The organism is Fundidesulfovibrio soli, from assembly GCF_022808695.1.
In the GTDB taxonomy this organism is placed as follows: Bacteria; Desulfobacterota; Desulfovibrionia; order Desulfovibrionales; family Desulfovibrionaceae; genus Fundidesulfovibrio; species Fundidesulfovibrio soli.
On sequence record NZ_JAKZKW010000009.1, the window covers coordinates 55,902 to 68,699 of the forward strand.

Consider the following 12,798-nt stretch of genomic DNA (forward strand, 5'->3'; position numbering starts at 1 on the left):
TTCATGCTAACTGAATACATGCTAATCTATTTTCAGAAACAGCTCAAGAATATTTTGCACCCGCCTCTCTCCGGCCTAAAGCAATGCCATCCCCTCCCACGTTGCACAAAAAAGCGGGAGCCAACCGGCTCCCGCTGCATCCATTCTCATCTTCACCCGGGCCTTGGCCCGGCAACCGCGCTAGTGCACGGTCTTCTCGCCCGCGGGCGTATCCGCCGCCGAGGACTCCATCAGCCGCGTCCTGTAGGCGGCCACCTGCTCCAGCTTGTTCCACTCGGTGAACATCTCCAGCCAGGTGTCGAAGTCCACGTTGTGCTCGTCCAGGTAGTTCTCGTGGCCCTTGAGCCACAGACCGAACATGTGCAGTTCGATGCGGAAGTCCTTGGAGTCGATGGTCTTGGTCACAACGCCGGGGCCGTAGCGCTCGCCGTCGTAGAGGCGGCAGACGAACGCGCCCACGTTCTGGCAGGAGGACTCGTAGGTCAGCTCCTGGTTGTTGGTCTCGTCCAGCAGGGGGGCCAGGTCCGGGTGTTTCTTGCGGCACTCCTCCACCACTTCGGCGGGAACCTCCAGGAAGGTTTTCCCGTCGCGCTCGACGGTGTAGTAGAATCTGGCCCAGTGCTCGAAGCTGAACACGCGGGAGAGGTCGCAGATGACGTTGTTGCAGGCGTTGGACATGCTCTATCGCTCCTTAACGTGATATCGAAGTGGTGTGTGCGCCTCAGGCCCGGTGGCAGCGCACAAGATGCCCGGGCGCGGCCTCCCGCATGGGGGGCTCCTGGGCGCAGTCCGGCCCGGCCAACTGGCACCGGGGGACCAACGGGCAGGCCCCGTCCCCGGCGCGCTCCCGGGCCTCGGGCGCGGCCCCGCGCTCCTGCCTGACGGCCGGGTCCGGCACGGGGATGGCCGCCAGCAGCATCCGCGTGTAGGGGTGCAGGGGCGCCTCGTACAGCGTCGCCGCGGGAGCCAGCTCCACCAGCCGCCCCGCATACATCACGGCCACCCGGTCGCTCAAGTGGCTGACCACGGCCAGATCGTGCGAGATGAACAGGTAGGTCAGGCCCAGGCGCTCCTTGAGGTCCTGGAAAATATTGATGACCTGGGCCTGGATGGACACGTCCAGGGCGGAGACGGGCTCGTCGCAAACCACCAGCCTGGGGTTCAGGGCCAGGGCCCTTGCGATGGCCGCGCGCTGGCGCTGGCCGCCGGAGAACTGGTGCGGATAGCGCCCCGCGTGGTCGGGGGAGAGGCCCACCATGTCCAGCAGCTCGGCCACGCGGGCCCGGCGGGAGGCCTTGTCGCCCACCTTGCGCGCGTCCAGGGCCTCGCCCACGGACTGGGCCACGGTCATGCGCGGGTCCAGGGAGGAGAACGGGTCCTGGAAGACCATCTGGACCAGCTCCGGCAGGCGGTCCGTCACCCCCTCGGTGCTCCAGAGGTCCATGCCGTCCATGAGCACCTGGCCCGAGGTGGGCGCGTCCAGGCGCACGGCCATGCGCGCAAGCGTGGACTTGCCGCAGCCCGATTCGCCCACCAGCCCCACGGTCTCGCCGTGGGCCACGGCCAGGTCCACCCCGGCCACGGCGTGCACCGGCACGGCCCGCGAGAAGGCGCCGCGCCGCACGTAATAGGTCTTGCGCACGTCGCGGAACTCCAGGCAGGCGCTCATGCCCGGCCCCCTTCGACGTGCAGCCAGCAGCGCGCCTCGCGCCCGGGCTCGGGGCGGAACACGGGCGGGATCTCCCGCGAGCAGCGCTCCATCACGAAGGGGCAGCGCGGGTGGAAATGGCAGCCCGAGGGCAGCGCGGTGAGCGGCGGCACGCTGCCCGCCACCGGGGTCAGGCGCTCGTGGCGCGAGCCCAGCCGGGGCAGGGAGGCCATGAGCCCCTGGGTGTAGGGATGCAGCGCCTTGACGAACAGCGCCTCCACGGGGCTGACCTCCACCAGGCGGCCGGCGTACATCACGCCCACGCGGTGGCAGGTCTGGGCCACCACGCCCAGGTTGTGGGTGATGAAGAGCATGGCCAGCCCGCGCTCGGCGGCCAGCCCGGCGAGCAGCTCCAGGATCTGCTTCTGGATGGTCACGTCCAGGGCGGTGGTGGGCTCGTCGGCGATGAGCAGGCGGGGGCCGCAGCCCAGGGCCATGGCGATCATCACCCGCTGGCGCATGCCGCCGGAGAGTTCGTGGGGGTAGGCGCGCAGCACGGCGCGCGGGTCGGGCAGGCCCACCTGGTCCAGCAGCTCCAGGCAGCGGGCCTCGGCCTGCTTCTTGTCCAGGCCCTTGTGCAGCAGCAGGGGCTCGGCCAGCTGGACGCCCACGCGCATCACGGGGTTGAGCGCGGTCATGGGCTCCTGGAAGATCATGGCGATCTCGGCCCCGCGCAGGGCGCGCAGCTCATCCTGGCTCATGGCGGTCAGCTCGCGCCCGGCGAAAAAGGCCCTGCCCCCGGAAATCCTGCCAGGGCGCGGGATCAGCCCCAGGATGCCCAGGGAGAGCACGGTCTTGCCGCAGCCCGATTCGCCCACGAGCCCGAAGACCTCGCCGGGGGCGAGGTCGAAGCTCACGCCGTCCACTGCCGGGGCCAGGCCCCTGGCGGTGTCGAATGCGGCGCTGAAATCCTGAAGGCGCAGAAGCGGGTCCATTTTTCCCTTGTGAGCCAGGCGTTCGGCCCGTACACCTACGGCTTTCGTAAAACTTAGGCAAGGAGCGCGCGTTGAGCCTCAACACCGTAGCGATTGTCGGCGGCGGCCTGGCGGGCTGCGAATGCGCCATGGCCCTGGCGCGGGCCGGGGTGAAGGTCACCCTGTACGAGATGCGCCCCCTGCGGCGCTCCCCGGCGCACACCGGGGACGACCTCGCGGAGCTGGTCTGCTCCAACTCCCTGCGCTCCGACGACCCTGACGCCGCCATCGGCCTGCTCAAGCGCGAGATGGAGTCCCTGGGCAGCGTGGTCATGCGCGCGGCACGGGCCACGGCCGTTCCCGCGGGCAAGGCCCTGGCCGTGGACCGCGAGCTTTTCGCCCGCGAGGTGACCCGCCAGGTGGAGGCCGAAGCCAACATCACCCTCGTCCGGCAGGAGGTGGCCTCCCTGGACGACCCGGCCCTGCAAGGCTTCGACGCCGTGGTCATCGCGGCCGGGCCCCTGGCCAGCGAGAGCCTGGCGGGCAGCCTGGCCCAGGCCGTGGGCGCGCAGAGCCTCTATTTCTACGACGCCATCGCCCCCATCATTTTCACCCACTCCATCGACTTCAGCAAGGTGTTCTCCGCCTCCCGCTGGGAGGAGGGCGAGGGCGACTACCTCAACAGCCCCATGGAGAAGGACGAATACCTGGCCTTCCACCAGGCCCTGCTGGACGGCGAGAAGGTGGTGCCCCGCGAATTCGAGAAGGAGATCCACTTCGAGGGCTGCATGCCCGTGGAGGCCCTGGCCGAACGCGGTGTGAAGACCCTGGTCTTCGGCCCGCTCAAGCCCGTGGGTCTCACGGACCCGCGCACCGGCAGGCGGCCCTACGCCGTGGCCCAGCTGCGCCCCGAGAACGCGGAGAAGACCTGCTACAACCTGGTGGGCTTCCAGACCAAGCTCAAATACCCCGAGCAGGAGCGCATCTTCAGGATGCTGCCTGGGCTCGAAAATGCCGAGTTCGCCCGCCTGGGCTCCATCCACCGCAACACCTACGTGGACGCGCCCAAGGTGCTCACGGACGGCCTGGAGCTGGCCGCCCGCCCCGGGGTGTTCCTGGCCGGGCAGATCACCGGCGTGGAGGGCTACCTGGAGAGCGCTGCCTGCGGGCTCTGGCTGGGCCTGCACCTGGCCCACGGCCTGAGCCTGCCCCCGCGCGAGACGGCGCTGGGCGCCCTGCTGGGGCACCTGCGCACGCCCGTGAAGAAATTCCAGCCCTCCAACGTGAACTTCGGCCTGAGCCCCGACCTGACCGAGCGCGCCAAGAAGGACAGCCGCAAGGCCCTGTACGCCGCGCGGGCCAGGGCTGCCTGGAAGCAGTGGATGGAAGGCGGAGAAGAACCGGAAGAGAAGCAGGAATAGAAGCAGGAAGAAAAGATCGGGGCGCTGCCCCGAACCCCGCCGGGGGGAGGCCCTCCCCCCGGACCCCGGCGATGGGGTGGTCCGGGCTGGCAAGCAACCGGGCTGATCCACCGAACCGTCCTGGGGCCATGCGATCACCACCGACAGGAGCCGAACAGGCTCAGGGATCGACCTCCAGGCCGAAGCGCACGGCCAAGGCCTCATACTCGCCCGAGGCCCGCAGCGCGCGAACGGCTTCATCGAACCGCTGCAGCAGGGCCTTGGCGCCCGGATACCTCCGCGAGACGATGAGGCCCACCGGCCGCCTCTTGAACTCCTTGACCGTGACGAGCCTGAAATCCCTGCCTTGCGGGTCGATGTGCACGGAGTGCAGCAGGACGTCCTGGTCGTCCACCACGCAGTCCAGCCGGCCGGTGCGCAGCATGTCGAGCAGTTGCTCCGTCCTGGGCGCCTGCTTCACCGCGACGCCCGCCCCTTCCAGGAGTGACGCCTGGACGCTGCCGATCAGGGCTCCGCAGGCCAGTCCCTTCATGTCAGCCAAGGTAAGGCCCCCCGCCAGAAATTGCCGCAGCTTCGCGTTGTCTTCCCGAACCAGGGCCGCCGATAGGCCATAGAACAACGGTTCGGTGAAGTCGTAGTTTTCAGCGCGGGCGGGGGTCCGGGCATAGGGGAACGCGGCGAATGCCGCACCGGAAGCCACGCCCGCCTCGGCCCTGGCCCAGGGGAGGAAATCAAAGCGCGGCTCGATGCCCGCCTTGGCGCACACGGCGGAGACCAACTCCACGACGAAGCCGTGGCCCTGCAAAGCCTCGGAAGTGTAGGGCCGCCACTCCCCGGTGTTGAACACCACGGCCTGCCCTGCCAGGCATGGGCCGCAGGCCGCCAGCAGGACAACACAGACGCCCAGCGCCACATCGAGCAGACGGCTCGCGGCCATGAAGCACCTCATTGTTGACGCGGCCTATCCCGCGCTCATGGCCTCCAACGTCTCGCCCACTTCCTCGAGCATCCGCTTCGCGGTCTCCACGGGTGCGTCCGACTGGCTGATGGGCCGCCCCACCACCAGGTGGTCCGCACCGGCGGCAATGGCCCGCCCCGGGGTCATGACCCGGCGCTGGTCGTCCTTGCCGTGCTGGGCGGGGCGGATGCCCGGGGTCACGATCAGGAAGTCCGGCCCGTAGGCCTTGCGCAGCAGGGAGGCTTCCCTGGCGGAAGCCACCACCCCGGCGCAGCCCGCGCCCAGGGCGATGCCCGCCCTGGCCTCCACCAGGCTCTCCACGCTGCCGGGAAAGCCCAGCTCGGCGAGTTCCTCCTGCCCGTAGCTGGTGAGCACGGTGACGCCGAGCACGCCCACGCCCCCGGCCTCGGCCACGGCCGCCCGGGCCACGCTGGAGACGTGGGCGTGGATGGTGGCCAGGTGCACGCCGCGCAGCGCGGCCTCGCGCATGGCCAGGCCCGTGGTCTGCGGGATGTCCAGGAACTTGAGGTCGAGCATGAGCTTGTGCCCGCGCTCCAGGATGCGCTCCACCAGGGGGAAGCCTTCGGCCAGGAAGAGCTGCAGCCCCACCTTGAAGTAGCCCAGGCTGCCCTCCAGCGTGTCCACCCAATGCAGGGCCCTGGCCGCGTCGGGCACGTCGAGCGCGAAAATGATCCTCTCGCGCAGGGGAATGTCTTTGGTCATTACGCAAATCCGATGAGTTGAGCGAAGGCGCGGCCCGCGCCGGCGTGCAGGGAGCCCTCCCAGAGGACGTTCTGAACCGCCCACCAGTTTTCCGGCAGGCCCAGTTCCCTGACGCGCAACGCCATGCGGCACAGCGCCTCCCAGTCGGGAAGGCCGGTGCAGATTTCCTGGAGCGCGCGCCGCCTCACCCGCTCCATCAGCCCGTCGCGCTCCCAGCCAGAAACGGAGGCCTGGACCAGGAACACCCGCAAAAGTTCGCCCTGTTTCGGCGAAAGGTCAAGCCCCCACAGGTAGGCCCAGGCAAGCTGCTGCCACATGCCGGCCCAGAGCTGGGCCATGATCAGGGTGGTCTGGGCCTCCTGCAGCTCCGCGACCAGGTGCGCGCCCTGGCCCATGCGCGCAAGGGCGCACTCCCAGGCGATTTCCGACGCCTTCCCCGCCCAGGCGTTGGCCAGCGCCTGCCGTTTGTTCACCGGAAGGACAGCCGGCAGGAACTCCTCACATCCGGCGGAGTGCTCCACGCTCACGGCGCACAGCAGCGGATCCTCTCCGTTGACGGGACGCCGCCATTCCCAGCTGGCTTCGTCCTCACCGCTCTCCAAGGCCCAGGAGATGCGCACCGTGCCGCTGGAGGCGCTCTGCGCCGCCACCTCCACCCCCACGCCCGGCCAGGAGACGCAGACGCTGCGCTCAGGCTCGGGGAAGCGCTCCTCCAGGTGCAGGGTCAAGAGCGCCTGTGCCGTAAGGGAGGCCTCGGATTCGCGCCTGGGCGCGACCATTGTGCGCCAGATCACCTCGGCGTTGCCGTACTCCGGCAGGTTCGACACCGCCTGGCGCAGGACGGGCAGAAGCTCCGGCTCCATGTCCGGGCCGCCGGTGCGCCGCGCCAGCTCCATGGAGCGCAGGGCGAAGGTCAGGGCGTTCACGGGCTCGATGCGGGAGACCTCGTCGAAGAACCAGGCGCAGCTGGCCAGGGAGGCCAGTCCCCACTGCTGCATGGAGAGCAGCCTCCAGGCCGTGGCCTGCTGCGCGGCGGGCAGGCCCTGGCGGAAGTGGCCCTTGGCGAAGGCCTCCTGGCTTGAGAGCCCGGCCAGCACCTTCCCATAGGCCACCAGGGCTGAGCGCGGGTCCTTGAAGCACTCGGCCCCGCGCAGGAAGTAGTGCGTGTCCGTCGCGTCCTTCACGCCCTGCAGGGCCCGGCGCAGGGGGCCGCGCCAGCGCTGGTGCCAGCCGGGATGCCCGCCGGTGGTGCAGCCGCAGTCCGAGCGCCAGCGATCCACCCCGTGGGCGCAGCTCCAGGCCGAGGGCTCGTGCAGCCGCACCTGCATGGCGGGCGGGTTGGCCTCCAGGTAGGCGGCAAAGTTGGTCAGGGCCACTTCGTCGCGGCCCTGGCGGGCCTGATCAAGCACGAAGGCCAGGGCCATATCGCCGAACTTGAAGTGGTGGCCGTAGGTCTCGCCGTCGGTGGCCAGGGCCAACAGGCCCGGGGAGCAGGCTCCGGAGAGCCGCCGCCAGAAATTCTCGCCGTCCGCCAGCAGGCCCTCGAAGGCCACCGCCTGCGAGAGCGGGCCGTCGTAAAAGAACACGCTCACCGTGCGGCCGGAGGGCAGCTTCACCAGGTAGGGCTGGCGGATATCCAGGCTGGAGGCGTCCACGGGGCTCCAGACCGGCTCCCCCAGCGAGGCAACGGCCTGGGCCTGGCCGGGGGCCAGCACGGTGAAGCGCACCCCGTGGCGGGCCAGCGCCTCAAGCGAGGCGGTGTCCACGGCGGTCTCGGCCAGCCACATGCCCTCGGGAGCGCGGCCGAAGCGGGCCGTGAAGTCGTCCACAGCCCAGGCCACCTCAAGCTCCTTGTCCAGCTCGCTGGCCAGGGGCAGGATCTGGTGGTGGTAGACCTGGGCCATGGCGTTGCCCTTGCCCAGCCTGCGGATGCTGGCCGCGTCGGCCTCGCGCATGAGCCGCACGGTGTCCGGGTCGGCCCCGGCCATCCAAGAGAGCAGCGTGGGCCCCGCATTGAAGGACATCCACTCGTAGCAGTTGAGCAGCCCTGTGATGCGCCCTGAGCCGTCCAGCCGTCTGGCCCGGGCCAGCGGCGCGTAGGATTCGCCTGTGATGCGCTGGTTCCAGTTCAGGCTCGGGGCGGCGCTGCCTTCGGGAAGGATGGCGCCCAGCCAGGGGTCTTCGCGGGGAGGTTGGTAGAAATGGCCGTGGATGCAGAGATGCTTGCGCATGGTTGGCCCGGAGGGGGCGGGCGTGGTTGCTCCAGGTCAGCTGAGCCTTCGCCGGGCAGGGTTGCCCATGACCCTGGCCAGCACCATCTCCAGGTGCTCGAAATCCACGGGTTTCGCAAGATAATCGTTCATGCCGGCGGCCAGCACGCGCTCCCTGTCGCCCGGGAGGGCGTGCCCGGCGAGGGCGATGATGGGGATCTCCGCCTTGAGCCCCAGATCCGAATCGGACCGTATGACCCTGGTGGCGGTTATGCCGTCCATCTCGGGCATCTGGAGATCCATGAGCAGGCAGTCGAAATCCTCCTGGGAGAGGGCCTTGATGGCCTGGCTGCCGTTCTCCACGATGGTGGCGCGGTAGCCCAGGCTTTCGAGCATGTCCATGGTCAGCACGGTGTTGATGGGGTCGTCCTCGGCCAGGAGCACGCGGCCCGCGCCCCGCGGAGCGGCCAGGGTGGCCGGTGCGTGATGCGGGGCCTCGATTCCGGGCGGAGCCGGGCGCGCGGGGATGGTGACGGACACCGTGGTCCCCCTGCCGGGGGCCGAGGCCATGTCCAGGCGGCCGCCCCACAGGGACACGAGGCGGCTGACGATGGCCAGCCCCAGGCCCGCGCCCTGGTAGCGCCTGGTATGCGAGCCGTCGGCCTGGGTGAAGGGCTCGAAGACGCTGCGCAGCTTGTCCGGCCCGATGCCGATGCCCGTATCCGACACCTCGAAGCGCAACAGCGCGGCGCCGTCGGACGTTTCGCCCGCCATGCCCACCTTGAGGGTGACCGAGCCGCTCTGGGTGAATTTCACCGCGTTGCCCACAAGATTGAAGAGCGCCTGGCGCAGCCTGCCCCCGGCCCCGATCATGGTGCCGGGCAGCCCCGCCTCGGGCACCACGGCGAGCAGGATGTCCTTGTCCTGGGCCTGGTGGGAGAAGAGCTGCGCCATTTCGAAGAGCAGCCCCGCCGGGGAGAAGGGTTCCTCCGCGAAGCCCGCCCCGTCCGACTCCAGCGAGGAGAAGTCCAGAATGTCGCCCAGCAGGATATACAGCGACCGTCCGCACTCCAGGGCGTTGCCCACCCAGTCCATCTGGCGCGGCTCCAGTTGGGAGCGTTCCAGCAGCTGCAGCATGCCCAGCATGCCGTTGAGCGGGGTGCGTATCTCATGGCTGACGTTGGCCAGGAACTCGCCCTTGGCCCGGTTGGCCGCCTCGGCCGCGTCCCTGGCCTCTCTCAGGTCCCGCTCCGTGTTCTGCTGGTCGGTCACGTCCATGACCGCCGCGAGCACCACCTGCCGCCCCACGGGGTCTTCCGTGAGGAGGGCGTTCAGGAGCGCCCGGCGTTGCTCCCCGCCCTTGAGCCGCAACAACACCGGGACCTTCCGCATGGACAAGCCGGACCACAGCCCCCGCAGTTGTCCGGGCTCCATCAGGACCAGCCGTTCGGCCTCCATGCCCACCAGGTTCTCGCGCGAATAGCCGCCATGCTCGCAGAGCATGCGGTTCACGTCGCTCAGCCGGCCGTCTTGGGTCACTGAGAACATCATCACCGGCGCGGCCTCGAACATCTGCCGGTACCATGTGCGGCTGACACGCAGCTGCCTGTCGCGCTCCTCAAGGGAATCCATGACCTTGCCGATGGACTCGGCAACCGCCGAGAACTCCTCGATGCCCTTGTAGCCGGGGCGCTCGCCGCGCTGCAAGGCGTCCCTTATGCTCTCCAGCGGCTCGGAGACCGTGCGCCGGGTGTAGTGCAGGTAGGCAAGAAGCCCCACGAGCAGGAACGCCGCCCCCCCGAGGGATATGTTGCGGATGTCGGCAGCCATGAACTGGTAGCCGGTGCTCACGTCGCCCAGGACCACCCGCCACCCCCAGGGCTGGAAAGCAAGCTCGATGGCGTGGCCCGTGAGGCCATCCATTTTCATGGGCATGGTGGTCATTTGTTCCGTGAGCTCCACGGGCACCCTCAGGCCGCCCGGGGCGTGGCGCAACAGTTCGGAGCCGTTGGCGTCCAGCACGACAGCTGGAACGTCCTCTATGCGGTAAAGCCTGAGGAGCCTGTCCAGGGCCTGCCGCCTGGCTCCGCGTTCCGCGGCCGCGGCCTGGGCCTGGGCCTGGGCGGGATTCTGGGTGGAATTCTGGGCCAGCTTCTGAGCCAGGGCGCGCATGGACGCCATCTCAAATTCGTTGCTCTCCGTCAGGATGTTCCTGGTCTCCCGGGCGTAGCTGCGCAACTGGTGATCCGCGTGGTCGGCGACCACTTCAGAGATGAGGTTCAAGGCCACGGCCAGCAGTCCGCCCCAGAGGAGCAGCACTCCCCCCACCACGGGTATGGCCAGACGACAGAAAAGGCGGTTGCGCAAAGAATGTCTCCCCTGGCGCGTCAACTGGATTAAGCCCTCGGCAACCTGTGACAGCGTACAGCAGCGGATCACGGAGGCCGAAATTCAGGCGTTTGAATATACCCGCCGGATACGGTCGATATTATTATACCCCAATCGGATGAAAAAAAACAAGAGAGAATCCGATTAAGGGCATGACCTTCAACATTGCCGGGGTTTTCAGGGAGTTGGCTGGCGGGGGGGGCCTGACAGGCGGGTTTCCGGGCGCTCAGCGCACCCAGAGGGCCACGCGGGTGGCCATCCACTCGATGGACAGGGCCGGGTTGGCCTGGCCCACCAGGGCCTCCTGGGTGGTCTCCAGCAGCAGGTCCAGGCTGCGCAGGCCCTGCAGGCCCAGACGCTCGCCCAGGAACCGGCCCAGTCTGGAGCACTCCCGCCCGGCCAGCACGTCGGCCAGTTCCTTGGAGAGGGCCAGCACCACGGCCAGGGCCACGTTGCGCGTCAGGCGTGTCTTGGCGGAGGTCAGGCCGAAGAGGCCCTGCCCGGTGCGCCAGAAGCGTTCCAGGGCTTCGAGCCATATGGTGTTGTCGCAGGTCTCGGAGTCCACCGGGCAGGCCAGGGAGCCCCCGGCCTCGGGCCAGGCCAGGGTGAGCGTCCAGGAGCGGGAGACGAGGGTGGGGAGAAGGCGCTCGCGCTGCGGCGCCAGAAGCAGGAAGCAGTTGCCGGGGCGCGGCTCCTCCATGGACTTCAGCAGCGCGTTGGCCGCCGACGGCGTGAGGGCCTGGGCCTCGGTGAACACCACCACGCGGTGGCCGGAGCCGCGCGGGGGCTCGCCCACCTTCTGGCGCACCTCGCGCACGTCGTCCACCTTGATGGACTGCTCCGCCCCGTCCAGGAAGATGAGGTCCATGAAGATCTTGTCGCGTATCTGCACGCAGGCCGGGCAGGCTCCGCAGGCGCCTGCCCCCGGGCTCGCCCCGGAACCGGCGCAATTGCAGGCCGCGGCGAAATAGAGGGCGGCCGCCTCCCTTTCGGGAGCCAGTCCGCCCTCCAGCACGAGCACTTGCGGGGGGTTCGCCGCCAGCCGGTCAAGCTGCAGGCGGGCGCGGTCCTGCCTGGGGCCGAGTCCGAAGAACGCTGCGTCCATGCACTGACCGTCCGTGGGGTTAGCCCCTGTAGATGGTCTGCTCCCGGTCCGGGCCGACGGAGATGACGCTCACCGGGGCCCCGGCCAGCTCCTCCACCCGCTGCAGATACTTGCGGGCGGCCTCGGGCAAGGATTCCCAGGTGCGGCAGCCGGTGATGTCGTCCTTCCAGCCGGGCACGGTCTCGTAGATGGGCTCCACGTGGGCCAGCGCGCCTTCGCGCTGCGGCGGGTAGAGGATGGTCTCTCCCTGGTAGAGGTAGCCTATGCAGATCTTGATCTTGTCCAGCCCGCCCAGCACATCCAGCTTGGTCACGGCCAGGCCGGTGGTGCCGTTGAGGCGCACGGCCTCGCGCAGGAGCACGGCGTCCAGCCAGCCGCAGCGGCGCTTGCGGCCGGTGGTGGCCCCGAACTCGGCGCCCACGCTCTGCAGGTGGTCGCCCTGGGCGCAGGTCAGCTCCGTGGGGAAGGGGCCGGAGCCCACGCGGGTGGTGTAGGCCTTGACCACGGAGATTATGGAGCCCATGTCCTTGGGGCAGCAGCCCGATCCGGCCGCGGCGTTGCCCGCCAGGCAGCTGGAGGAGGTTACGAAGGGATAGGTGCCGTGGTCGATGTCCAGGTGGGTGCCCTGAGCGCCCTCGAAGAGCACGCCTTCGCCGCTCTTCAGGGCCTCCTGCACCATGCCGGGCACGTCGGCCAGGTAGGCGGCCACGCGCTTGGCCAGGGGCCTCAGGTCCGCCAGGACCTTGGCCGGGTCCAGCGGCTCCAGGCCGTAGAGCCCCGCCAGCAGGGCGTTTTTCTCCTTGAGGGCGTGGGCGACCTTCTCGGCCAGCAGCTCCTCGTCGAGGAAGTCGCCGGCGCGGATGCCCACGCGCGACGCCTTGTCCTCGTAGCAGGGGCCGATGCCGCGCCCGGTGGTGCCGATCTTGGCTCCGGCCTTGGCGGCCTCGCGGGCGGCGTCGAGCATCTTGTGATAGGGCATGATCACATGGGTGCGCAGGCTCACGGCCAGGCGCGCGGGGGACATGTCCACGCCCTTGGCGGCCAGCTTGTCCACCTCCTGCAGGAAAACCTCGGGGTCCAGCACGACGCCGGCGCCGATCACGCAGCGCTTGCTCTGGTGCAGGATGCCGGAGGGAATAAGGTGCAGCACCGTCTTCTCGCCGCCCACCACCAGGGTGTGCCCGGCGTTGTTGCCGCCGTGGAAACGGACGATGATCCCCGCCTTTTCGGTGAGGAGGTCCACGATCTTGCCTTTGCCCTCGTCGCCCCATTGGGCGCCGTGCACCACGATGCCAGCCATTGCTCCTCCAGGAGTGTGGCCGCGCGAAAGCCTTCTCCGCGCGGCCGCCGGGGTTCGCAGGACGCCCCCGG

At 69.2% G+C, this 12,798-nt stretch carries 10 protein-coding genes; 1 reads left to right on the forward strand and 9 read right to left on the reverse strand.

Annotated features, from left to right (window positions below; genetic code table 11):
• Nucleotides 1-180: 180 nt before the first annotated feature.
• Genes MLE18_RS09915 through MLE18_RS09925 form a run of 3 tightly spaced genes read right to left on the reverse strand, consistent with a single transcriptional unit; the run spans nucleotide 181 to nucleotide 2,643 of the window.
• A complete protein-coding gene (locus MLE18_RS09915) occupies nucleotides 181-678 on the reverse strand; it encodes a hypothetical protein (protein ID WP_243438643.1) in 498 nt (165 codons plus the stop codon).
• Nucleotides 679-721: 43 nt separating this feature from the next.
• The gene (locus MLE18_RS09920; protein WP_243438644.1) at nucleotides 722-1,669 is read right to left on the reverse strand and encodes an ABC transporter ATP-binding protein; all 948 of its coding nucleotides are present in this window, start codon (nucleotides 1,667-1,669) and stop codon (nucleotides 722-724) included.
• Nucleotides 1,666-2,643 (reverse strand): ABC transporter ATP-binding protein, encoded by a 978-nt coding sequence (locus MLE18_RS09925; RefSeq protein ID WP_243438645.1) that lies wholly within the window; start codon nucleotides 2,641-2,643, stop codon nucleotides 1,666-1,668. The genes MLE18_RS09920 and MLE18_RS09925 overlap by 4 nt, the downstream gene beginning before the upstream one ends.
• A 71-nt stretch (nucleotides 2,644-2,714) precedes the next feature.
• Between MLE18_RS09925 and trmFO the strand changes: the two genes are divergently transcribed.
• On the forward strand, nucleotides 2,715-4,043 hold the full coding sequence (gene trmFO, locus MLE18_RS09930; RefSeq protein ID WP_272881585.1) for a methylenetetrahydrofolate--tRNA-(uracil(54)-C(5))-methyltransferase (FADH(2)-oxidizing) TrmFO: 1,329 nt from the start codon (nucleotides 2,715-2,717) through the stop codon (nucleotides 4,041-4,043).
• A 160-nt stretch (nucleotides 4,044-4,203) separates the two neighbouring features.
• Here trmFO and MLE18_RS09935 read toward each other — a convergent pair whose 3' ends face one another.
• The 6 genes from MLE18_RS09935 to MLE18_RS09960 all read right to left on the reverse strand — a co-directional run bounded on the left by MLE18_RS09935 (nucleotide 4,204) and on the right by MLE18_RS09960 (nucleotide 12,727).
• Nucleotides 4,204-4,980, reverse strand: coding sequence for a substrate-binding periplasmic protein (locus MLE18_RS09935; protein ID WP_243438646.1), 777 nt, complete (start codon nucleotides 4,978-4,980; stop codon nucleotides 4,204-4,206).
• Nucleotides 4,981-5,004: 24 nt separating this feature from the next.
• Nucleotides 5,005-5,724, reverse strand: a complete 720-nt coding sequence (pyrF, locus tag MLE18_RS09940; RefSeq protein WP_243438647.1) for an orotidine-5'-phosphate decarboxylase — start codon at nucleotides 5,722-5,724, stop codon at nucleotides 5,005-5,007.
• Complete coding sequence (locus MLE18_RS09945; protein ID WP_243438648.1) at nucleotides 5,724-7,955, reverse strand: DUF3536 domain-containing protein; 2,232 nt, start codon at nucleotides 7,953-7,955, stop codon at nucleotides 5,724-5,726. Before MLE18_RS09945 ends, pyrF begins: the two co-directional genes overlap by 1 nt.
• A gap of 36 nt (nucleotides 7,956-7,991) precedes the next feature.
• Nucleotides 7,992-10,301: a hybrid sensor histidine kinase/response regulator gene (locus MLE18_RS09950; protein ID WP_243438649.1), complete on the reverse strand. Its 2,310-nt coding sequence runs from the start codon at nucleotides 10,299-10,301 to the stop codon at nucleotides 7,992-7,994.
• 247 nt (nucleotides 10,302-10,548) lie between these two features.
• On the reverse strand, nucleotides 10,549-11,427 hold the full coding sequence (locus tag MLE18_RS09955; protein WP_243438650.1) for a DNA polymerase III subunit delta': 879 nt from the start codon (nucleotides 11,425-11,427) through the stop codon (nucleotides 10,549-10,551).
• A 19-nt stretch (nucleotides 11,428-11,446) separates the two neighbouring features.
• On the reverse strand, nucleotides 11,447-12,727 hold the full coding sequence (locus MLE18_RS09960) for an adenylosuccinate synthase (RefSeq protein WP_243438651.1): 1,281 nt from the start codon (nucleotides 12,725-12,727) through the stop codon (nucleotides 11,447-11,449).
• Between the last annotated feature and the right edge of the window lie 71 nt (nucleotides 12,728-12,798).